The organism is Psychrobacter sp. Rd 27.2, from assembly GCF_001921755.1.
Lineage (GTDB): Bacteria > Pseudomonadota > Gammaproteobacteria > Pseudomonadales > Moraxellaceae > Psychrobacter > Psychrobacter celer.
Genome location: NZ_MRYB01000004.1, coordinates 209,236 through 232,337, shown reverse-complemented (window position 1 = coordinate 232,337; position 23,102 = coordinate 209,236). Strand labels below are relative to the sequence as shown.

Below are 23,102 nucleotides of genomic sequence, written 5' to 3'. Positions count from 1 at the left end.
TTCTTCAGGTGTCTTAAAAGTCTCATTACTTCCTTTAGGGTAAATAGAAAGATCACGAATAACAACTTGCTCACCCAACTTAGGCAAAAAGTGGCTAAATCCAAAGTGAATAGTAGCAACTCCTTCGGGAACCTTAGCACTATAAAGCTCGTCAACCTCACTACCAGTAGGTGCTAGATACTTAAAGTGAGCATCAAAAGCTTCTGACCAAGCCATCTGTTCAAAAGAAGTGTCTACTTCGTTACCAAGCTCGTCATATGCTTTGATTAGTAATAATGCTTTACGTTTACTTGCAGGGTCTATATCTAAGTACTCAACTAGGGCTTTGATATTGATATTATTGCCTGGCTTCACTGCCATCGGATACCATACTGGACTGTCTTGTGATAGCTCTAAGCTTTCAACCTGGTGTGTTGTAGGTATTTGAGGTTCTTCAGGTGTCTTAAAAGTCTCATTACTTCCTTTAGGGTAAATAGAAAGATCACGAATAACAACTTGCTCACCCAACTTAGGCAAAAAGTGGCTAAATCCAAAGTGAATAGTAGCAACTCCTTCGGGAACCTTAGCACTATAAAGCTCGTCAACCTCACTACCAGTAGGTGCTAGATACTTAAAGTGAGCATCAAAAGCTTCTGACCAAGCCATCTGTTCAAAAGAAGTGTCTACTTCGTTACCAAGCTCGTCATATGCTTTGATTAGTAATAATGCTTTACGTTTACTTGCAGGGTCTATATCTAAGTACTCAACTAGGGCTTTGATATTGATATTATTGCCTGGCTTCACTGCCATCGGATACCATACTGGACTGTCTTGTGATAGCTCTAAACTTTCAATCAATAAAAGACTAGGCACATTTATATGCCTACCTACTTCACCCTTAGCGTTATGCATTATCAACTTTCCCGTCAGATCTAATGTTTGTTAAAATACTTTACGTAATACTATTCAAAGTTTTGTACTACATCTAAATCAATTCATATGTAGAGAATGCTTAAGTTCAGGTTAAACCTCTATTAAGGCTTTACCCGTCTCCTCATAATATTCATCTATATAATGAAAAGGTGACAGTCCCCATTTATGATTTGAGTTAGCGACTAGCAAGCTTGGGTCAACTTCAATAATACTAGATTTCGGCAATTTCTTTTCAAGGTGCTCATACATGTCACTAAGTTTTTGGTTATGACGTTCAACCTGCCATTTGCTATTCAATGTATCTGTATCTTTTGGATTACTCGCGCTACTCGCCCAATACACCTTATTTATTTTGAGTTTGTCCAGACCTATGGTTTCATTTATCACATTAATAAAGTTATCTACACCTGTTTGCCATAACTCCATGTACTCAGGAGAAAAGGTGTTCATTATTTTATCTGGCTGTATGCCAGACTTTAAGAATTCGTTTGAACGAGTCACTAATTTATTTGAAACCTGTGCTAAATGGAATCTCTCGTCAATTAAATCAATTAATAGCAGGTCGTAGTTATTAATATTGACTATATCTAGCACTTTATTTTTGAAGTCGTACTCAACCATTCGCTTTTGAAACTTAGACTCAATTTTATTTAAAGCCTCAAAGTAACTATGCCCTATATCACTCTGTATGTTCTTTTTATTAAGCGTTGCAATAGAGCTTCTTGCATTGTAGCTTAATAGGTCCAGTTTGTCGGTATCATTAAAACTCAATATATCTCGTGAAACGCAACTACCATAAATCCTGACCTTCATATAAGCCTCATAAATATTCTTTAAAAAAAACAGCTACTCATTCTTCAGTAGCACCACCTGAATGATGTAAATCAAGTACTTTAGACTAACACTGTTAGGCGCTAAAATTGTAAGAAATCAACTTTCACTTTTAAGTTTTCACAATAATAAAGTATATCAATAGAGGTAGTGTTTAAACACTCCATATCACCATTAAATTTAGTATATATAGCATTGCCAACTGTGATACTTTCTATATCATCTAACACAGTAATTTTTACGCGACAGTTGTCTTTTTTTACTATTAAACACTTTGAATTGACAAACTCAACACTGCACCCTACTGATAAAATAAACCTATTTAATTTTAAAATAGGTAATTGACTCGAGTTAGTGCATGAGTAATTTAAAGTTAGAGACTTAGGTTCTATACTAGTATGAAGATGAACTGTAAACCCTTTAATCCGCTCATGCGTCATGTTATAGCTAAGCTGAGCACCATTGTAATTTAGATCTTGAATTGAGTTGGACTTTATAGGCTCATCAAAACTGATCCATTCAGAGCCTATAACATTGAGCGTAGAATGAGCAAATGAAGATTTTAAATAATCCTGCTCTTCTTGACTCACAATAGCATTGTATCCAGCATCTATAAATATATCCGTATTATCTATACATAAGCAAAAAGAAAGCTCATCATCTTGTTTATGGTTATTAGAGCCATACATAACGGTCTGACCAAAGTGGACTGTATAGTCTTTTTCTTTATGTCTATATAGAACCAAGCCATGCTTACAATAGTAACCTGATTCTGAGCTATAAGGAGCTAATAAATCTCGTGCTGATTGTGATAACTCAGTATCATCTGCATTATTATTAAGAGCAGACAATATTTCAAGCTTTGGATCACTAAACGTATCTCCTAGCTCTAAGTATGTATCATTCTCTCTTAGAGCGTAGCCTAATAATACCTTTGTCTGAGATTTAATTACATTAAGAAAGCTAAATAGGCTTTCCAGAACGGTAGGATTCACTTCTAAGCTATCTAAATCAGTTAGCTGGTCACAAAACTGATTAACAATATTGAAGTTATATTCCTGATAAGAGATTGAGTTTTCTCTAGTTACGCCATCTTCATAGAACATTTGACTCAAAGTTGCATATGCTCGATTAAGGACATGATTCAAATCTACCAGATGTCTCAACTTAGGAATATCAATTGCACACTTAACTAAAGCCTTATCAACCATTAACGCATGGTTATGACCTGCTCTATACATCTCCTCTGATAGCAGATTATTAATATCTGACTTTAGTAATCTAATAATAACTCCGGGTAAAGCTAGATCTTCATAATCTTTAAATCTCTCATATTCAAAGCACAACCCATTAACTCTTTCAGCCGCAGTATGATCACCTCTGATTGTATTATAATGAGGATTATTGGCCCCTTTTCTAACATGATAATTATAGAAGTCAGTTAGTAGAAGCTTTAGTTTAAGAGGCTCCATCTCTTTTTTCAAAGCCCATCTTAGGCTCATGAAATGATGCACCCAATTCTTATTGCTAAATGGATTTTGTCTCCAATTAATAGGCAGCTTTAGTATGATATCTTCAAAGCTACTTCTTACAATATACTTTTGACTACTGATCTCGTTGTTCATAACATATAAGGCTTATTCTAGGGCCTGTCCTCATTTTAAAAATGGCGATAAAAATGAGATAAATTGCCGCCAAGCAAGGAAAATAGCGCAGATAATATCAAGATATTCGTCAGCTATTTGACACCGTTTGGCCAGACTTAGCCGTTTTTAGCCCATTTAGATGGCTATCGATTGAATTGAGGACACGCCCTAGTAGATTAAAGATATTTGAAATGTGTTTCTAAGACTCTTATTACTGAAAATATAGCTTAGTTTATAAAAACCTCATTCTCATTTTCATATTCACTGAGTCAGTATCATAAAACGCCATAATTATTACCTGACTGTCCTCATAAGTATTCACTGTATTAGACACAATGCTATAAACGTTACCATTAACAACCCCACTTTTAACCTCCATTAAATCAGGTTGAGACGATAGGGTTATTAATAGCTTTCTATCCTGCTTTGTTGACAGTATTTCAAACCCTTTATCAGTGAGCACTACTTTTTTGTCTTTGGGTATATGCAGCAACAACCTAACTTCTCTATCACTCTCATCTAGACATATTACACTGTCATGTATAGTAATTTCTTTTTCAATGTTATTAAATTCTAATGTTCTTTTCTGCTCTATATGCTTTAGAACAGTGTTCCTTGCAGATACATGCGCTTTATCATTAGTTATACTATAGTCATATATCTTCCAGTTCTCCATTCTATGATTGAAGTCCAATTCATAATTGGTATTAGATATGACTGGGATATTGTGTGCTTGTCTTCTACGAGCATAATGTCGGATAGGATCATTATCAATATAATTATATAGCCCCGAATCAATTAGCCAATCTTCTCCATAACCATATAAGACGAAATTATTTTCATCCTGCTGGTGATGATATCTGCTTAGACATCCTGCCTTAAAAACGATATGAATGCTATTAGCGAAGTTATTCTTATTCCCCCATCCACTTCTAAATATTGCATACCCTGATTTTGGAAAGACTATGTTATTTTCAACTGGCGCAGTGCCCCTATGGCCTTGACTGAAAGCATACAAAAAATGCTGATAATATATAGATCCTTTAAAAAAATCTCTATACCCATCTGTGGTCGGTTTAAGTTGGGTATCACCAATAATAGGTAAGTTTCTATCCGGTCGTAATATATATGTTAAAAACTCAAGCGAATGACTGGCTCTATCTCTAAAATCGACTTCTAGATTACCAAGCACTGATTTGGGTAGCTTTCTAAATATAGAGATAAATAATTTAAATACGAACTGATGATAGCCCGGACTATTTTCTTTATGTACGCCTTCATCAGTAAATGAAAAATCAAGCTCACTTTTCAAACGAGTCAACGCTAAATCTTGCCAACTATGATTTTTAAAGACCACACTAAGCGTTAATAACATTCTGACTTGTTCTAGCCCATGATTAGTATGTTTAGAATAAAAGCTTTCTTCAGACAGCTTATGTCCTACTTCAATCAATAGATTAACCAATTGATTAATAAACGTAATATTCGCATCTAACCATTCAGTGTTATAAGATTGCAAGTAGTAAATAAACAGTAAGACTTGCTCAGACCTCAAAGCTGTAGCATGGTCATGGAGTATGAACTCGAAGCTCCCATCATAGCTCATTGAGTAGGTATTCATCCAACTAGTAAGCGCTCGCTTAACTTCTTCAAGAGCAGTAAGATCGCCGGTTCTGTAGTGGTAGGCCATTAAACCTTTAATAAATTCGAACCAGTGTAATGTCCACTGCCAAGATCTATTGTTAAAAGGATCGTGTTCCCATTCATCCCAAGAGCTCCAATTAACGGCGTCAAAGCCTGAAAGCTGTAATTGATTACTTTCAACTAAAAGCCTACCACGCTCTATGAAGGTTTCACTATCGAGAATATAATCGAGCTCTGTCTTCCAAAGTTGATCCATAAGCTCATTTTTGGACATTTCTGCATAATTCAAAATAGCATCAATACTACTTGATAGATCTAATGACACTGAGCTTCTTTTAGCAGTTGATCTCTCATGAAAGAAAAACCTTATTTTTAATGACTTCAAGCTCTCTAGGTTATAAGAAAGTTTAAAAACTGGGGAGTCCTGATAATGAAATTTATATATCGCATTATCAGCATAGAAATAGCAGGCATAACTATATTTGCTACTGGGTACTCGTAGTTTAATAAACAACTCACTCAAACTATTATTGAGATAGTAATCAAAATTCTCATCTGCTGAAACTTTAATCATGGATATTCTACTTAATCACTAAATAAAAAAAATAACATCTATATAATTTTAACTTATATAGATGTTATATCTATAGTCAATCCTACTTAAAAATGTTATAAACTAATTATCAAACCCAATTGTTATTATAAAGACCATGACTTACTCACTAGATTTCCGCAAACAAGTACTAAAAAGCTTAGACGAGGGTATGACCTTTGCCGAGGCAGCTAAATTCTATAACCTCAGCCCAACCACCATATAAAACTGGAAGAGACGTGTTCATAGTAAAACAACCAGGCAAACCAAACCCTATAAAATACCAGATGACGTGCTACTCAATGATGTCAAAGAACATCCTGATGATTATCAGTACGAGCGAGCACGTCGTTTAAACTGTAGTAAAACAGGCATTCATCATGCCCTAAAGCGCCTAGGCATCAGTCAAAAAAAAGACTTTAGAACATCCAAAAGCCTGTCCGATCAAAAGAGTGGCGTATCAGAATAAGCTTGAGCACTTTAAGCAGCAAGGCTACCCCATTGTATATATGGACGAAAGCGGCTTTGAGTCTGAAACCATTCGCTCTCATGGTTATGCACCGATTGGTAAGCCTTGTATCGATAGCTACAACTGGCAAGGTAAAAAGCGAACCAACGTTATTGGTGCTCTGTATGAAAAGATGCTGTTTGCGCTTGATTACTTTGAGACAAACATCAACAGCATCGTCTTCTATCACTGGTGCAAACAAACCCTAATCCCAAGTCTTAAAACAAAATGCGTGATTGTGATGGATAACGCCAAATTTCATAAGAGTAAGCAAGCGTATTCAAAAGCTACTAAACAGGCACGGGCATCGTATTTTATGGTTGCCACCGTACAGCCCAGACCTAAACCCTATAGAAAAGAAATGGGCTCAGGTGAAGTTTCTACGCCAAGGCTGGATGGAAAATGACTTATCCAAATTGTTTTATGATGTTTGCCCTGGCCATAACAATTTTATTTTGAGCTGACTATATAATCGAATCAAAAATGTATTTAAGACTTATTATGCGTAATCAAATCCAACTCCTTACGTATTGTTGTCTCAAAACCGCATTGTTCTTTAGCTCTCTCATTAGCTGATCTTGATTTTTTTAAGAAAGCCTCAGAATCATTAATAATTTCTTTAACTCTCTCAACCATTTCCTCTACATCTTCGGCCTCAAATAATGCACCTTCAGCATCTGAAATAAACTCAGGAACGGCAGCTACCTTATTTGTAACCACTACTAACCCCGATGACATGGCTTCGTCTCTAGATACTCCTTGAGAGTCCCATCTAGTCGGATTTAAGAATACACCGTGTTGCTTGTGAGCCTCAGCTATTTCATCATGTGTTAAGAAGCGCTTATGCAGATGAACATTTTCAAATTCAAGTAAAGGCTCATTGATAGTATCAAACTCCTCACCATCACCATAGATATTAATCTCTAGATCTTCGAAAAAGTCATATTTTGATAGCTCTAATATTGCATCTCTCGTTATATCATTACCATACTTAGGACCTGAGTATGGTCTAATGGATAAGAGCTTTAATCTATCACTAACATTTTTTTCTTGATAGTTAAATATACTACTATCTACGTAGTTATGGATGACCATTTTATTGTCAGTTGGAATAGTTAACTCTAAATCTTCTTCAACCTCACTGAGGAAAGTATTAGATACAAATATTAATTTAATATTTTCATTTAACTCTTCATTGATGAGTTGTTTCCAAAACGCAATTCGATTATCAGCAAGTTTTTTCTTTCTCTCTACCTCAGTATCGGTAAGACCAACTAAATCAAACTCTCGGCGCTTCCAGCTTTGTATCTCAGCGCCATGCAGCCATATAGTTATTTTGATGGAATCTCGGTAGTCTTTTATGATATTCCACATATTCTTGTCCATTAAATGAACAAAAATATTTGTTATTTGACCTGATTCTAGAGTGTTTCTTAGATGACTTTCATTACCACTAAATACATCTATAGACTCAAATTCTCTAAAACCTAAACTTGAGTTATCGTTTGTAAATCGTAGTATGTCTACAATATGATTATGATTCTTATATGCTCTAACTCTACTATGTAGGAAGCCATACTTATATAGATCATCATATGCTGGATACTGCTTAGCCAGCACCAAAGTACTGCTTTTGGCAACCAAATCATTTACTGCTTCTCGTTTTTCACCAATGTTTATTGACTTAATTAATGAATGACCATTACCAGTCACTTTGAAGCCAACCTTTATATAAACACAATCTGGAGGGATAGGCATCGTATGATTAAAACCAACTGATGCTATATGATGCGAAAGTTTATTTTTTTCTGCATCTAAGAAGACAAATACGGAACGGGTATCCATATTAGCTTCAGCATTAACAACAAACTGGCTATTAAGTTTTAAATTAACTTCTTCTCTAGTATAAGTTTTTTTGAAATAGATATACGCGTGCTTATCATCAGGAAGAGTAGACTTAATCTCTACGCATCCTTTATCCTTATTAATTTGGATTTGTTTGCTTTGAGGTCTAATTAGTTGCCCATCTATCTCATTGGCTGAGAATATAAATGCATTTGAGTCTTGATAGCTTCCTAACTCCTCATTAGCACTATTCATATCGATAGCTTCAGCTACTTTAAGAAGCCTGTTTTCATAATCAACACCTTCATCTAATGATAGTTGACCATGTGCATCGAATAATGTGTCATCGCTCAGCCCAGCACCATTTAGCACATAATTGAAACAGTCAATTGAGAATGCTTTATTATGTACCTCTAACTCAAGTAGAGCGTCAAGCCCTTCATTATCGACAAAGAGTTCCTGAAATAAGTCAGCTCTAATCAAGCTCTTATTACACTTGAAACTATCGACTTCTAAATATTCATTACCTTCGACCAACTGTATTTGATTATTTACACTATCAAAGTAGCTGTCTTTAGTAATAACTTTAATATCCGAATTGAAACCTTCATTCAAGTAAGTATGGCTCTGAACCAAATCAAATAGGTAATATTCCCCATAGCTATCGTTTGGATTAAATACAGCAATATAACTATCTTGTTTTGTACCAGCTAAGGCATCAAATAGGTCATCCTCATCACGATAAGTTTTGATGTTACTTCCTAAAGTGTTTGGAAGCTCTACATCACCTAATATATATAACTGTTTATCTGGATACCATTGACTTTCAAAACTGTTCAGAACGCTATCGAGTTCGTTTGAATTTTCAACCTTTGAAATGACTGCTATATGATAGTTGTTGATATCCAGCTCTGTTTCGAATGACTTTTCTAGAATATACTTTAGTCGATGCTGATAAGTATGATGACTTAATACTTTTCTTAGACCTTGAAGCTTGTATTTCTTTTGAGTAATGATATCTTCAGTAAACTTCTTTAGCTGCCTTTTAAGCTCACTTGCTTCATCAGAGCATATGACTAAATCACCGAATAGCAGCCTTGTACCACGTGAATAGTTACTTAATACGATAGTATTAGAGGCAAGCATTTCAAATACACGTCTTGCAAACATCGTTTGTGACTGTTTAATAGTATTCATATTGATACCATAAACATAGCCCTTATAAGCTTTATCTATCTCAGACGGATCTAAACTGCCTAAGATCATTGAACGATATCGCTCTGGAAACTCGTAATGTGGGTGTGGCTTATGGAAGTTACGATCATAAATATCAAGCCCTTGGTAGTCCTGTGCTACTTCAGACAGAACACTGAAATCACGCTGTCTAACTGGATATTTCAGATAATATGATCCCGCAAAGTTAAACTTGTTTTTGCGCTCATAAACCTCAATAGGATTGTGTGTTTTTGGCTGTGCTGCAAAACATAATAAGTACACTCTATCATGACCTAAATGTTTTTTATATTTCTGAATACAATCGATGTCTGTTGTAAATACAACATCAACCCGTTCAGCAACCCCCAAGAACGTGCCAAAATGCACAGGATCTTCCTTGCTCCAAAAAACTGTTCTTATATTATTTTTTTCACAATATTTAATTAGTGCTAACAGTTCATCAGCCTGATGACTAACTTTGGTTTGCCACAACCCATCCTTACCTTTCCAAGCAGACTCAATAAACAACATATCAGGCTTAAATTCTGATATTTCTGACTCCCAGTTTTCTGGCATAATATGGAGAATTTCGGCCTCAGGGTTGAAACATAACGATGTGAACTCATCCATAATTGCCGCAATTCTAGTATTTTTATCATTAAACGACTTTTGCAAGCTGAGGTAGTTCACATGTTCATTATTAAGCTTACGTACTTTCTTAACTTTCTTAGGCGGCTCCAAAGCTTCACTTCTGTTTGGGTAATTCTTTTGGACTAATTTTTCTACCCTTTCATCTCTTTCTTTTTGCTTTTGTTCGTTAAGCAGCACCACTTTAGACAATAAGTTGGCTTTACTTAAGTCACGATTCTTTCTACTCAATGAGTCCACGTAAATAGAATAAAGCTCTTTACCAAAAGTCTTGATTCCTGTTTCTCTTTTAGCGACATCAATAATTGACTTGCCAAGCTTATAAGAAATCGTGTTTTTCTCATTAGCTTTACACCTCCTACTTCTTTCGTTCTCTAGCTCTAGCTCTCTAATATATTCCTTTAGAGCTTTGACAGAGCCTCCACGCTTTTCAATGAGTTCACGGATAACTTTAAGATCAGAGTCACTAATTTCCTTTATATTGCTTGAGAACATACTAATAATTTTCTTTTTCATGAGTCACCAAAATTATTTAAGGCAGAAGTGAATTGAGGATTAGGCAAAGCAATATAGATGTGAAGCAAGCTAAAATAGAAAAATATACCTAGCCATAGATTCTTTTAATCTACGACTAGGCATAAGTAAGGAGTTAATAACCATTAGTGACAAAGTTAACAACTTGTTTTTTCGATAAATTTAGGTTTTCAAACTCACTATGCGCGACTAATACAGCAACAATATCTGCTTGTTCTAACGCCAAGTCTAAATCAACTAAATTTCCTACTGTTAAACTCTTAGGTAGCTCATTAATATTTGGCTCAACTAATAACAGCTTAGCCAAATCAGCATCTAGCATGTCTCTCGCAATATTAACCGCTGGGCTTTCACGTAAATCATCGATATTAGGTTTAAAGGCCAAACCTAGTAGTGCTACAGTAGGTCTATCTATGCCGTTTTGCTTAAGCGCTTCTATTTGCTCATTAATCTTTGCGATTACCCACTTTGGCTTACCATCATTAATCTCACGTGCCATACGTGTAATACGTGCTTCTTCAGGATTCTGATTAACAATAAACCATGGATCGACAGCGATACAGTGACCGCCTACCCCAGCGCCAGGCTGCAATATATTGACCCGTGGATGATGATTGGCCAGCTCAATCAGCTCCCAGACATTGATATCTAATTTGTCTGAAATAATAGACAACTCATTGGCAAAGGCAATACTCACATCACGAGAGGCATTTTCGGTCAGCTTTGCCATTTCAGCCGTACGAGAGTTGGTCGCTAGCAGGTCGCCTTCCACAAAGATACGATATACTTCCTGCGCCTTTTTAGTCGACTCTTTAGTCATACCACCGATGATACGATCATTTGAGATTAGCTCTTCGACTACTTTACCTGGTAATACGCGCTCTGGGCAGTAAGCCACAAAGATATCCGCTTCATGATCAGGCTGATAATAATCAGGGAAAGTCAGATCTGGACGTGCTGCCGCCAGCCACTCTACCATTTGCTCTGTAGCGCCTACTGGCGAAGTCGACTCTAGGATCACCACATCGCCCTTCTCTAGCAGAGGTGCGAGCGCTTTACTCACTGCCTCAATATAAGATAGGTCAGGGGTATGGTCGTCGCCCTTAAATGGTGTGGGTACGGCGATCAGATAAGCATCAGAGTGTTCAGGCGTGAGGCTAGCCTTAAGGTTACCATCATCTACGGCTTTTTTTACAATGGCTTCTAGGCCAGGCTCTACGATGTGGATTTTGCCTTGATTGATGGTATCCACCGCATGTTGATTGACATCGACCCCAATGACACTAGCGCCATGATGCGCAAACATCGCCGCGGTTGGCAGACCGATATACCCCAAACCAAATACACAAATATTTTTCATTTATATGTTATTCCATTTATCTATAGTTGATTCAATTCTGTTTAGGCTTCTTTTGCTTCAAAGAAGTTGACAATCGTCTCTGTGATACGTTGTGAGGCTTTACCATCACCGTATGGGTTATGCGCTTCACTCATTTTTGCATAGACAGCTTCGTTTTCGATAAGATTGCTCACTTCAGCCACAATAGTCGCATGATGCGTACCGACCAATTTAACGGTTCCCGCTTCGACTGCTTCTTGGCGCTCCGTGGTTTCACGCATGACTAATACTGGAATACCGAAAGATGGTGCTTCCTCTTGGATACCACCTGAGTCAGTAAGAATCAAATAACTGGTGCTCATCAGATAAACAAATGGCAGATAATCTTGCGGTTTAATCAGTTTGACATTATCAAGACCATTGAGCAAACGCTCTACGGGCTCCTTGACATTCGGGTTTAGATGCACAGGATAGACAAACTCATACTCTGGATATTTTTTTGCGAGCTCTTGAATGGCTTGGCAGATCGACTCAAAGCCATTACCAAAGTTTTCACGGCGATGCCCTGTAATCAAGACACGGCGTTTACTAAAGTCTAATTCTGAAAACTGTTGCTGTAATTCAGCTCTCAGTGCGTCATTCGTTTCTAGCTTATTTTTGACATTCAATAATGCGTCAACCACCGTATTACCTGTTACATAGATAAAATCAGGATTATTATGCTCATCATATAAGTGCTGAGCCGCTCTTTTGGTTGGTGAAAAGTGCAGTTTAGTAATGATACTGGTCAGCTGTCTATTGGCTTCTTCTGGCCAAGGAGAATAGATATTATAAGTTCGCAGTCCAGACTCGACATGACCGATAGGAATCTGCTGATAAAAAGCTGCTTGCGCGCCGCATAACGTAGTCGACGTATCACCATGCACTAAGACTAAGTCTGGCTGACACTCTGCAAGAATGGGCTCAAGCGCAAGTAACATTCTTGAGCTAGCCTGTGTCAAGCTCTGCCCTGATTTCATGATATTTAAGTCATAATCAGGGGTGATTTCAAATAACGACAATACTTGATCAAGCATCTCTCTATGCTGAGCCGTGACACAGACCAGTGATTTGATATGAGGGCTAGCTTCTAGCGCCTTGACGACCGGAGCCATTTTGATCGCTTCAGGGCGCGTGCCAAATATACTTAATACTTTTTTCATAAATATCTCTTGTAATATTAACTTGTTCTCAAAATAAAATTATAGCGCTGTGCTATAGCCACTCGGATTTTGACTTTGCCAGCGCCAGGTATCTGCACACATTTCAGCGACAGACAGCTTAGCTTGCCAGCCAAGTAGCGCTTTGGCTTTATCGGCACTGGCATAGCAGCTGGCGATATCTCCGGCACGCCGCGCGACAAACTGATACGGCACACGCTGCCCTGTGATCTCAGTAAAGGCATTGACCAGCTCTAACACCGACGTACCTGTGCCAGTCCCTAAATTGATAGGCAAAAACCCTGCTGAGCTTTGCTGTACATTGACTTGCTGCTGTAAATAATTCAGTGCCGAGACATGACCTGCTGCTAAATCAGTGACATGGATAAAATCCCGCACGCCAGTACCATCGATAGTCGGATAGTCATTGCCAAAGATGCTAAGTTTTTCCAGCTTACCGACAGCGACTTGCGAGATATAGGGCATGAGATTGTTTGGAATATCGTTTGGGTCTTCGCCTATCTGCCCTGATGGATGCGCGCCTACTGGATTAAAATATCTCAGAGAGATTAGACTCCAGCTAGTATCGGAGACGGCTAGATCTTCTAGGATATGCTCGACGGTCAGCTTGCTCTGGCCATAGGGATTGGTACAGGAGCGCGGGGCAGTCTCGTCGATAGGGAGAGTCTTAGGATCACCGTAGACCGTAGCTGATGAGGAAAAAACAAGATTTTTAACATCGTACTCAGCCATGACTTCGAGTAAGGTAATGGTGCCACTGACGTTGTTATTATAATAAAGTAAGGGCTTGGCCACGGACTCACCGACAGCTTTAAGCCCTGCAAAATGTATGACACCAAAGAATTGATGCGCGTCAAATACTTGTCTCAATGCCTTGGCATCACGGATATCACCCTTAACAAACTCAATAGGTGCACCGATAAGGTGAGAGACCCGATTTATCGCTTCACGGCTACTATTAGATAGATTGTCATAAACAACTATCTCGTAGCCTGCCTGATGCAAGGCTATACAAGTATGAGAGCCGATGTAGCCTGCGCCGCCTGTGACGAGGATTTTATTCTTCATAATTTTTCAAACAAAAAAAGACACCCCATTGTAGAGGTGTCTTTTTGATAATTCAACACAGCTTTCGTGGCTTTTTGTAGACTTATGCTGACGTCTACCTTACCAGCCAGTAACTTCTTTTAGCTTATCGCCCAGCTTCGATGGGTCACGTGTATACGCGATACCAGCGTCTTCAAAGGCTCTGAACTTCTCTTCTGCAGTACCTTGACCACCAGAGATGATCGCACCAGCATGGCCCATACGCTTGCCTTCTGGAGCAGTGACACCAGCGATATAGCCAACCACAGGCTTCGTCACATGGTCTTTGATATAAGCAGCGGCTTCTTCTTCCGCAGTACCACCGATCTCACCGATCAAGATGATCGCCTCGGTCTGTGGATCTTCTTCAAACAGTTTTAGCGCGTCGATTTGGTTCATACCAGGGATAGGGTCACCACCAATACCGATACAGGTTGACTGACCAAAACCAAGCTTAGTAGTTTGAGCTACAGCTTCGTAAGTCAAGGTACCAGAACGTGAGATAATGCCCACTTTACCTGGCTGATGGATGTGGCCTGGCATGATACCGATTTTGCATTCGCCTGGCGTGATGACGCCTGGGCAGTTTGGACCCACTAGACGCACATCGCCCGCTTCTTCTAGATAGCGCTTGGCTTTTAGCATATCGAGAGTCGGTACGCCTTCAGTGATTACAACGATCAGCTTAACGCCCGCATCGATTGCTTCAACGATAGAGTCTAGTACAAATGGTGCTGGTACGTAGATTACAGACGCGTCCGCTTGAGTCGCTTCCATCGCTTCCGCCATAGTGTTGAACACTGGTAGGCCTAGGTGCGTTTGACCGCCTTTACCTGGCGTGACACCGCCGACGACTTTGGTGCCGTATTCGATGGCTTGCTCTGAATGGAACGTACCATTTTTACCCGTAAAACCTTGTACCAATACTTTGGTATCTTTATCGATTAATACACTCATTATTTTTTCCTTGTATTCGGTTGTCTTGTGACAGCGACTTGACGACTGATGACCACTATCAATGATGATCTGACAATGACGATCCGAGCCTAGCAAGTGCCATCACGCTTTGACGACTATGCGATAGCGCTTATATGCTTAGAGTTTGGTTTTATCGCCCTACTCTAAGGCGCTGGCGCAATCGGTATTAAGCTTGTACAGCTTCGACAATTTTTTGTGCAGCGTCTGCGAGGCCCTGAGCTGAGATCAGTTTTAGACCAGACTCTTCTAGGATTTGCGCGCCTTTTTCAGCGTTGTTACCTTCTAGACGGACGACGACAGGTACTTGTACGTCGACTTCTTTGACCGCAGCGATGATGGCTTCTGCGATCATGTCACAGCGTACGATACCGCCGAAGATGTTGATAAGAACGCCTTCTACGCTGCTGTCTTCTAGGATGATTTTGAACGCTTCTACAACGCGATCTTTGGTTGCACCGCCGCCCACGTCTAGGAAGTTAGCAGGCTTGCCGCCGTACAGTTTGATGATGTCCATGGTTGCCATAGCAAGACCCGCACCGTTGACCATACAGCCGATGTTGCCTTCTAGGGCGACGTAGTTTAGATCAAACTCAGCAGCTTTTAGCTCACGCTCGTTTTCTTGCGTTTTGTCTTGTAGCGCAGCGATCTTTGGTAGGCGATATAGAGCGTTTGAATCGATACCGATTTTGCCATCGACACAGACGATTTCGCCGTTTTCGCGTACGGCTAATGGGTTGATTTCCATTAGGGCAAAGTCGTTTTCGACAAAGGCTTTGTATGCGCCAGTCATCAATTTTACGAACTGGTTGATTTGTTTGCCTTCTAGGCCAAGTTTAAACGCCACATCACGCGCTTGGAAAGGCATAAGACCGACTAATGGATCTACATGTACTTTAAAGATTTTTTCTGGTGTCTCATTAGCGACTTCTTCGATATCGACGCCGCCTTCGGTTGATGCCATAAAGGTCACACGGCGGGTAGCACGGTCGACCACAGCACCAAGATATAGCTCAGTCTGTACTGGATACATATCTTCTGCAACCAAGACGAAGTTGACGGGTTGGCCATCAGCATCAGTCTGGAAGGTGACCAAGTTGGTACCGATGAGCTCTTCTGCCACTTGTTTGGCTTCTTCACGAGTCTTAACCAGCTTTACACCGCCCGCTTTACCACGGCCACCAGCGTGTACCTGTGCTTTGATGACGGCGATATCGGTTGGGGTTTTGTCAAAAGCAGCAGCAGCTTCGTCGCCATTGTGGGCGATGATGCCTTCTTGAATAGGCAATCCGTAGCTTTTTAATAGCTCTTTTGCTTGATACTCATGTAAATTCATTGATTGTATCCCTTGTTTTTTACAATTAATAAAAAGTGAAAATAAGTGCGCGTAGACCAGAGCCTGGCGCACTCATGACCATAGCAGCAGCGCCGATAGCAGCACTATCATTGACGCCTAAATAGTCAAGTCATAAATCGATACTTGCTTATTTGTTTGCTTGTTTTGCAACGGTAGCGAACGACTTATTTTTTACGCTTTTTACGCTGGATAGCGTGAATGGCGCGGCCATCTGCAGATAGCGCCGCTTCGTGTACTGCCTCTGAGATCGTTGGGTGAGCAAACGTCATCAGCTGCAAGTCTTCGATACTAGAAACAAACTCCATCGCGATCATGCCTTGATGGACGATATCGCCTGCGCCTGCAGAGATGGCATGCATACCTAACAAGCGATCTGTTTTGGCATCGGCGACGACTTTGATAGAGCCTTGGCCTTCGCTTTGCGCAAGCGCACGACCGTTGGCCGCTAGGTTAAATGAGCCAGTTTTGACTTCATAACCAGCTTCTTCGGCTTCTTGCTCAGTCATGCCAACCCATGCGATTTCTGGATGGGTATAGATGACGTTGATGATGGTGTCGTAGTTGACCTGAGCTTTTTCGCCATGGATACGCTCGACGGCCATCATGCCCTCTTCCATCGCTTTGTGCGCAAGCATAGGGCCACGTACCAGATCACCGATGGCATAGACGCCGTCTAGATTGGTTTTACACTGATCGTCGACATCGATTAGACCGCGCTCGGTCAAGGTGATACCGCTGTCTTCGCCCAGTAGTTTTTCAGAGTAGGCACGGCGACCGACACAGACGATTAGCTTATCAAAGCTCTCCTCGCTCGACTCGCCTTTGGCTTCGCTGGTCACAACGACTTGATCGCCTTTGACTTCAGCGTTGGTAACTTTGGTATCGACTCGGATATCAAGGCCTTGCTTTTTCAGCAGTTTGCCGGCTTCTTTGGCGATGTCTTTGTCAGCAGCAGCTAAGAAGCTTGGTAGTGCTTCATATACCACAACCTCACTACCCAAGCGGCGCCATACAGAGCCTAGCTCCAAACCGATCACACCCGCACCGATCACGCCAAGGCGCTTAGGTACTTCAGTAAAGTCAAGCGCGCCAGTTGAATCAACGATACGGTCGCCGTCAGTTTTGGCCACTGGAATCTCGATAGGCACAGAGCCTGCCGCAAGAATGACATTTTTTGCGGTGATGGTCGTTTCGCTGTCGTCTTCTAACGCGGTAAATTTAACTTTTTTCTCGCTACCTTTACCATCGATGAGCGTACCCCAGCCTTGTAGCCAGTCAACGCCATTGCCCTTGAGCAATGCTGCCACGCCGCCGGTCAACTGCTTGACGATGCCTTCTTTGCGAACGATCATCTGCTCGATATCGATAGAGACATCACCTGTGCTGATGCCATGCTCAGCTAGGTCATGCTTGGTCGCTTCATAACGATGCGAGCTATCCAGCAAGGCTTTTGATGGGATACAACCGACGTTTAGACAAGTACCGCCAAGCGCAGGCTCGCCTTTATAAACGCGTTTTTCGATACAGGCCACGCTCATACCAAGCTGACCTGCGCGAATGGCTGCTTCATAACCGCCAGGACCGCCGCCGATGACGACCAAATCATAATTGTCTTTCATAGTACGTTCCTATTTTTTTAGATTATTTTAGATTTTGCTCATGTTGTGTGAGGTATATCGGCACGATGGTGTCACTTTTGTGCAATAACGACCGATCTCATCTTTAACCACAGGGTTAATCATCTGTCTGGTTTTGATGACGTCTATAGTAGCCAATAGGCTGCCTCAAATACAGACAGCTCAATAAGGCGTACTAACAGCCAGCCGTCAAACGCCGCCCTATATGACTGCGTTTTCATTAAACGTCACAATTAAACGTCATAGCTAAACGGCTTGATTACTGCTAAGCTTAATTTTGCTCAAATGACAATGGCCGATACCAAAGTTAAAAAACTTGTATCAGCGATTGCCAATACAAGCTTAGAAGCTTACAGGTCTAAAAGAAGCATAGTAGGATCTTCGACCAATTCTTTTAGTGTCACTAAGAATTGTACCGCTTCTTTACCATCGATCATACGGTGGTCATAAGACAGCGCTAGGTACATCATTGGCAAGATCTCAACTTTACCGTCGACCGCCATTGGGCGCTCGTTGATCGCATGCATACCCAAGATAGCAGTTTGCGGTGGGTTCAAGATAGGCGTTGACATCAGTGAACCAAAGACACCGCCGTTTGAGATAGTGAACGTACCACCTGTCATTTCGTCTAGACCAAGCTTGCCTTCTTGCGCCTTGCTACCGTATTCACGGATTTTGGCTTCGATGTCTGCCATGCTCATACGGTCAGTATCACGCAGTACTGGAACGACGAGGCCGCGATCTGATGATACCGCCACACCGATGTCATAAAAACCATGATAAACGATGTCATCACCGTCTAGCGAAGCGTTTACCGCTGGGAAGCGTTTGAGTGCTTCGGTCGCCGCTTTGACAAATAGCGACATAAAGCCTAGACGTACCCCATGACGTTTTTCGAACTGGGCTTTGTACTTAGTACGCATGTCCATCAATGGCTTCATGTTGACTTCGTTAAAGGTCGTCAACATAGCGGTTTCTTGGGTAGCTGACAGTAGGCGCTCAGCGACACGCTTACGTAGGCGCGTCATTGGAACGCGTTTTTCGGTGCGCTCGCCAGTTGACTCTGCCACAGGACGACCACTATCTGACTTGATAGAGCTGTCAGCTTTTAGCGTTGGGTTTGCCATATCACTCTTGGTCACACGGCCACCGCGGCCACTGCCTTCGACGTTTTTCGGATCTACGCCAGACTCTTTGGCTGCTTTACGCACGGCTGGGCTTTGATCTTTATGGTCAGCTTCGGCTTTTTTGTCAGTGGCTTGTACTGGCTCACCACCATCTGTACCTTGCTTGGCTTGCACTGGTGCCGCTGGCTGGTCTGGGTTGACTGCTGGCTCATCGTTTGAGTCTGCGCTGCCGCTTGCACCCGCTTCAAACTCAGCGATCAGCTCGTCAGATAGTACTGTGTCATCTACTTGCTTGACGATTTTGGTCACAACACCATCATCAGGTGCCACAACTTCTAAAACAACTTTGTCAGTTTCGATTTCAGCCAATAGGTCATCACGGTTTACTTGCTGACCTTCACTGACATGCCATTCGACGATCGTGCCATCGGCAACCGATTCTGGAAAAACGGGGGCTTTGATATCAGCCATCGAGATACTCCTTAGATTTGGATATTTATATGCGTTATTAAGTCGTGATAGGCAGTCAATACTGTGTGCAACAATGTCACTGATAGGTATTGCCAGTACTGACTGTCATCGCCTGCCTCATGTGTCTTCTATAATCTATAACTTGTAACGTCTGTCACTTATCTTACTTTGCCAGCTCATCGACACTGATACCAAGACCACCAGCGATCAGTGCTTGCTGCTGCTGAGCATGCAGTTTTGGCGAGCCTGTCGCAGGAGCGGCGCTCGGTGGACGTGCCACTGGCTCCATGACTTTTGCCTTGGTTGGATGTGGTACGACGATACGGAACATATGCGGCGCTAGATAGTACCAAGCACCTTGGTTCAATGGCTCTTCTTGCGTCCAAACGATTTCTTTTAGGTTGCTGTATTTTTCGATCTCAGCAATCAAGCGTTTTTCTGGCAATGGATAAAGCTGCTCAATACGGACGATGGCCACATGATCAAGGCCTAGCGCACGGCGCTGCTCAAGTAGATCATAGTAGACCTTACCACCACAGAGCACCATACGAGTGATGTTGTCTGCATTGTGCTCATCCATCTCTGGCAGTACCGTCTCAAACTTACCGTTAGCAAGCTCTTCTAGGTGAGAGGTGGCCAGCTTATGACGCAGCAGGCTCTTCGGCGACATAACGATAAGCGGCTTACGAATCGGGCGTACCGCTTGACGACGTAAGGCATGATAAATCTGTGCAGGCGTCGTTGGGGTAATCACTTGCATGTTGTCTTCGGCACATAGCTGCAAGAAACGCTCAAGACGTGCTGAAGAATGCTCAGGGCCTTGACCTTCGTAGCCATGTGGCAGCAGCATGGTCAGACCACAAACGCGTTGCCATTTGGTCTCGCCGCTTGAGATAAACTGATCAATCACCACTTGTGCGCCGTTGACGAAATCACCAAACTGCGCTTCCCAAACGATTAGCGCGTTTGGTACGGTGGTTGCATAGCCGTATTCAAAGGCCAGTACCGCTTCTTCTGACAACAACGAGTTATAAGTGGCAAAACGTGCTTGGTCTTCGCTGATATGCGATAAGGGCACATACATGCTGCCGTCATTGACGTTGTAGATCTCACTATGGCGATGCGAGAAAGTACCACGGCCGACATCTTCACCAGTGATACGAACCAAGACATTGTCATGATCGACCAATGACGCATAGGCTAAGGTTTCAGCAGCGCCCCAGTTCAATGGCTCTTCGCCTGTCTGCATGGCTAGGCGCTGATCGACCATTTTTTGTACTTGACGCTGTAGCTTGTAGCCTTCTGGCATCTGCGCCATACGGCGGCCATACTCTTTTAATTTTTCGATATCGACGCTGGTATCCCACTCATCGACCAAATCATGGCCTAGATAGGGCTTCCAATCGACAAATAATGCTTCGTTTGGCTTGCTGACCAAGGCATTAGCGACATAGTCACCACGGTCTAGCGACTCACGGTAGTCATCTTCGTACTGTTTTTCTTCTTCTGCACTAAGGACGCCATCGGCGATGAGTTTTTGTGCATAGATAGTACGCGTCGTAGGCAGTTTTTTGATAACTGCATACATCAAAGGCTGCGTCGCTGATGGCTCGTCGGCTTCGTTGTGGCCGTTACGGCGATAGCAGAACAAATCAATGATGATGTCTTTGTCAAACTCATGACGGTAGTCTAATGCCAATTGCGCGGCAAACACCACAGACTCAGGGTCATCGCCGTTGACGTGTAAGATAGGAGCATGCACCATCTTGGCCACATCAGTACAGTACTCGGTTGAGCGGGCGTCTTCTTGACGGCTGGTCGTAAAGCCGACTTGGTTGTTGATCACGATATGAACCGTACCGCCCGTGGTATAAGCACGCGTCTGTGACATCTGGAAGGTTTCTTGAACCACCCCTTGACCGGCAAAGGCAGCATCACCATGGATAACGATTGGCAATACTGAGTTACCGTCTTGGTTGTCCATAAATGGCTGGTCGTTACGGCGAACTTGACGTGCACGTACCGAGCCTTGTAAGACAGGCGCCACGATTTCAAGATGCGAGGGGTTAAAGGCTAGAGCCAAATGCGCCTCACCGCCTGGTGTCATGACGTTAGAAGAAAAACCGTTATGATACTTAACGTCGCCTGAGCCTTTTTCTGGCTGTACCTTACCATCGAACTCATCAAACAAATCGGCAGGGTTTTTACCTAAGATATTGACCAATAGGTTTAGACGGCCACGGTGCGCCATACCAATGACCATCTCTTTGGTGCCATAGCCGCCAGCCCGTTGGATGATTTCATTGATGGCTGGGATAAAGCTCTCACCGCCTTCTAGACCGAAACGTTTGACGCCAGTGTATTTACGAGCCAGATATTTCTCGAGGCCTTCAGCCGCTGTCAGACGCTCTAAGATAGATAGGCGTTTTTCTTTATCAAATTCGATATAGCCTAGGTTGGTCTCGAGGTATTTTTCCATCCAGCGTTTTTCGGTGCTGGTGGTCACGTGCATGTATTCAACACCGATATAACGACAGTACACACGCTCCATAATTTCGATGATCTCGCGGAGTGTCGCTTCGTCTTTACCGATGTTTAAATCATTGGTTGGAAATACCGTATCGAGATCGGCCTCTGATAGATTGTGATACTCTAGCGTCAGATCTTCTACTTCGGCACGCGGATGCAGGTCTAATGGATCTAGCTTGGCGCGGCGATGACCACGGCGGCGGTAAGCTGAGATCAGCTGCTGTACACCCATTTGTTTAGGGTCCGCGCAGTCAGCACTGCCAGCAGGCGCGCTACTGGTGTCGGTGTTGACTTTATTGGCGGTTTGATTGCGGGCCAGCAATAAAAACTGATCCTTAATAGCATTGTGTTTGGCGTCATTTGGCGACTTGTACTGTTCAAAATACGTTTGCCAGTCCGCATCCACACTATCAGGATCTGTTAGGTATTGCTCGTAGAGCGCTTCGATATAATTGGCATTGTCAGCGGCCAGTTCAGTATGTCCTAGCTCTGCTGCGTCTTTGGTTATACTATTCATAATAATCGTCTATTTGATAGATAAATGAATGGAATCGTGCTTATTATTGTGTAATCTGTCGTATATCTGCTATGTAAACCTTGTGTCACATCAGCGGCTGAGCGTTTATTGACTGAGCGCTTGTTGGTGGTCAAAAGTCTGGATAACCTCTGACGTAACTTGCGTCAAGCAAGAGTCAAACAAATTGACCGCTGACCGTCTCTCGTCTATTTTTGCATTGCCGCTAACATACGGTGTCGACAATAGCTAAGTAGTGCTGATCGCAGTTATTACAATAGTGTTGGTAAAAATATAACTATTTGTGAACGCTCAGTTTTCTGAACCAACTCGTTTCACAACATTAATTTATATATAATGCAAAAAGCCATAACAAATCTATTAACTAACATTTATTAACCATGGGTTATCCATGCTGGTGTATGGCAAGTTCATAGTATATATCCACCTGACATATATGGCTGGTTAGGTG

General features: G+C 41.8%; 15 protein-coding genes and 1 pseudogene. 3 read left to right on the top strand and 13 right to left on the bottom strand.

The annotated features are described in order from the left end of the window. The 4 genes from BTV99_RS05775 to BTV99_RS05760 all read right to left on the bottom strand — a co-directional run. On the bottom strand, positions 1 to 891 hold an 891-nt coding region (locus BTV99_RS05775; protein ID WP_143507072.1), incomplete at its 3' end, for a hypothetical protein. 111 nt (positions 892 to 1,002) lie between these two features. After that, the gene (locus BTV99_RS05770) at positions 1,003 to 1,725 is read right to left on the bottom strand and encodes a DUF6270 domain-containing protein (RefSeq protein WP_075101416.1); all 723 of its coding nucleotides are present in this window, start codon (positions 1,723 to 1,725) and stop codon (positions 1,003 to 1,005) included. Positions 1,726 to 1,826: 101 nt separating this feature from the next. Next, positions 1,827 to 3,368, bottom strand: coding sequence for a heparinase II/III family protein (locus BTV99_RS05765; RefSeq protein WP_083608542.1), 1,542 nt, complete (start codon positions 3,366 to 3,368; stop codon positions 1,827 to 1,829). A gap of 253 nt (positions 3,369 to 3,621) precedes the next feature. Next, complete coding sequence (locus tag BTV99_RS05760) at positions 3,622 to 5,607, bottom strand: heparinase II/III family protein (RefSeq protein ID WP_075101414.1); 1,986 nt, start codon at positions 5,605 to 5,607, stop codon at positions 3,622 to 3,624. Positions 5,608 to 5,905: 298 nt separating this feature from the next. Between BTV99_RS05760 and BTV99_RS13750 the strand changes: the two genes are divergently transcribed. The 3 genes and pseudogenes from BTV99_RS13750 to BTV99_RS13870 all read left to right on the top strand — a co-directional run bounded on the left by BTV99_RS13750 (position 5,906) and on the right by BTV99_RS13870 (position 6,597). Continuing rightward, positions 5,906 to 6,094: an IS630 transposase-related protein gene (locus BTV99_RS13750; protein WP_305956340.1), complete on the top strand. Its 189-nt coding sequence runs from the start codon at positions 5,906 to 5,908 to the stop codon at positions 6,092 to 6,094. A gap of 40 nt (positions 6,095 to 6,134) precedes the next feature. Next, positions 6,135 to 6,371: pseudogene (locus tag BTV99_RS13875) on the top strand (transposase); the annotation flags it as partial. An 82-nt stretch (positions 6,372 to 6,453) separates the two neighbouring features. Then, positions 6,454 to 6,597, top strand: a complete 144-nt coding sequence (locus BTV99_RS13870; protein ID WP_372046512.1) for a hypothetical protein — start codon at positions 6,454 to 6,456, stop codon at positions 6,595 to 6,597. Positions 6,598 to 6,622: 25 nt separating this feature from the next. Here the strand turns inward: BTV99_RS13870 and BTV99_RS05745 are convergent, their stop codons facing one another. The 9 genes from BTV99_RS05745 to BTV99_RS05705 form a co-directional block, all read right to left on the bottom strand. After that, on the bottom strand, positions 6,623 to 10,357 hold the full coding sequence (locus BTV99_RS05745) for a glycosyltransferase (RefSeq protein WP_075101413.1): 3,735 nt from the start codon (positions 10,355 to 10,357) through the stop codon (positions 6,623 to 6,625). A 133-nt stretch (positions 10,358 to 10,490) separates the two neighbouring features. Continuing rightward, positions 10,491 to 11,735 (bottom strand): UDP-N-acetyl-D-mannosamine dehydrogenase, encoded by a 1,245-nt coding sequence (wecC, locus tag BTV99_RS05740; RefSeq protein WP_075101412.1) that lies wholly within the window; start codon positions 11,733 to 11,735, stop codon positions 10,491 to 10,493. Positions 11,736 to 11,776: 41 nt separating this feature from the next. Next, on the bottom strand, positions 11,777 to 12,916 hold the full coding sequence (wecB, locus tag BTV99_RS05735; RefSeq protein WP_075101411.1) for a non-hydrolyzing UDP-N-acetylglucosamine 2-epimerase: 1,140 nt from the start codon (positions 12,914 to 12,916) through the stop codon (positions 11,777 to 11,779). A 39-nt stretch (positions 12,917 to 12,955) separates the two neighbouring features. After that, positions 12,956 to 14,002, bottom strand: coding sequence for a UDP-glucose 4-epimerase GalE (gene galE / locus BTV99_RS05730; protein WP_075101410.1), 1,047 nt, complete (start codon positions 14,000 to 14,002; stop codon positions 12,956 to 12,958). Positions 14,003 to 14,101: 99 nt separating this feature from the next. Further along, a complete protein-coding gene (gene sucD / locus BTV99_RS05725) occupies positions 14,102 to 14,977 on the bottom strand; it encodes a succinate--CoA ligase subunit alpha (RefSeq protein WP_075101409.1) in 876 nt (291 codons plus the stop codon). Positions 14,978 to 15,164: 187 nt separating this feature from the next. Beyond that, on the bottom strand, positions 15,165 to 16,331 hold the full coding sequence (gene sucC, locus BTV99_RS05720; RefSeq protein WP_075101408.1) for an ADP-forming succinate--CoA ligase subunit beta: 1,167 nt from the start codon (positions 16,329 to 16,331) through the stop codon (positions 15,165 to 15,167). Positions 16,332 to 16,516: 185 nt separating this feature from the next. Next, positions 16,517 to 17,971 carry a dihydrolipoyl dehydrogenase gene (gene lpdA, locus BTV99_RS05715; protein WP_075101407.1) on the bottom strand — a complete coding sequence of 485 codons (1,455 nt, stop codon included), beginning with the start codon at positions 17,969 to 17,971 and terminating at the stop codon, positions 16,517 to 16,519. A 368-nt stretch (positions 17,972 to 18,339) separates the two neighbouring features. Next, positions 18,340 to 19,587, bottom strand: a complete 1,248-nt coding sequence (gene odhB, locus BTV99_RS05710; protein WP_075101406.1) for a 2-oxoglutarate dehydrogenase complex dihydrolipoyllysine-residue succinyltransferase — start codon at positions 19,585 to 19,587, stop codon at positions 18,340 to 18,342. Positions 19,588 to 19,750: 163 nt separating this feature from the next. Beyond that, the gene (locus BTV99_RS05705) at positions 19,751 to 22,633 is read right to left on the bottom strand and encodes a 2-oxoglutarate dehydrogenase E1 component (RefSeq protein WP_075101405.1); all 2,883 of its coding nucleotides are present in this window, start codon (positions 22,631 to 22,633) and stop codon (positions 19,751 to 19,753) included. Positions 22,634 to 23,102 lie beyond the last annotated feature (469 nt).

Excerpts from the sequence above, each read along its gene's own strand:
- BTV99_RS05770 (WP_075101416.1), bottom strand. The coding sequence starts at position 1,725 with ATGAAGGTCAGGATTTATGGTAGTTGCGTTTCACGAGATATATTGAGT.
- BTV99_RS05765 (WP_083608542.1), bottom strand. The coding sequence starts at position 3,368 with ATGAACAACGAGATCAGTAGTCAAAAGTATATTGTAAGAAGTAGCTTT.
- BTV99_RS05760 (WP_075101414.1), bottom strand. The coding sequence starts at position 5,607 with ATGATTAAAGTTTCAGCAGATGAGAATTTTGATTACTATCTCAATAAT.
- BTV99_RS05745 (WP_075101413.1), bottom strand. The coding sequence starts at position 10,357 with ATGAAAAAGAAAATTATTAGTATGTTCTCAAGCAATATAAAGGAAATT.
- wecC (WP_075101412.1), bottom strand. The coding sequence starts at position 11,735 with ATGAAAAATATTTGTGTATTTGGTTTGGGGTATATCGGTCTGCCAACC.
- wecB (WP_075101411.1), bottom strand. The coding sequence starts at position 12,916 with ATGAAAAAAGTATTAAGTATATTTGGCACGCGCCCTGAAGCGATCAAA.
- galE (WP_075101410.1), bottom strand. The coding sequence starts at position 14,002 with ATGAAGAATAAAATCCTCGTCACAGGCGGCGCAGGCTACATCGGCTCT.
- sucD (WP_075101409.1), bottom strand. The coding sequence starts at position 14,977 with ATGAGTGTATTAATCGATAAAGATACCAAAGTATTGGTACAAGGTTTT.
- sucC (WP_075101408.1), bottom strand. The coding sequence starts at position 16,331 with ATGAATTTACATGAGTATCAAGCAAAAGAGCTATTAAAAAGCTACGGA.
- lpdA (WP_075101407.1), bottom strand. The coding sequence starts at position 17,971 with ATGAAAGACAATTATGATTTGGTCGTCATCGGCGGCGGTCCTGGCGGT.
- odhB (WP_075101406.1), bottom strand. The coding sequence starts at position 19,587 with ATGGCTGATATCAAAGCCCCCGTTTTTCCAGAATCGGTTGCCGATGGC.
- BTV99_RS05705 (WP_075101405.1), bottom strand. The coding sequence starts at position 22,633 with ATGAATAGTATAACCAAAGACGCAGCAGAGCTAGGACATACTGAACTG.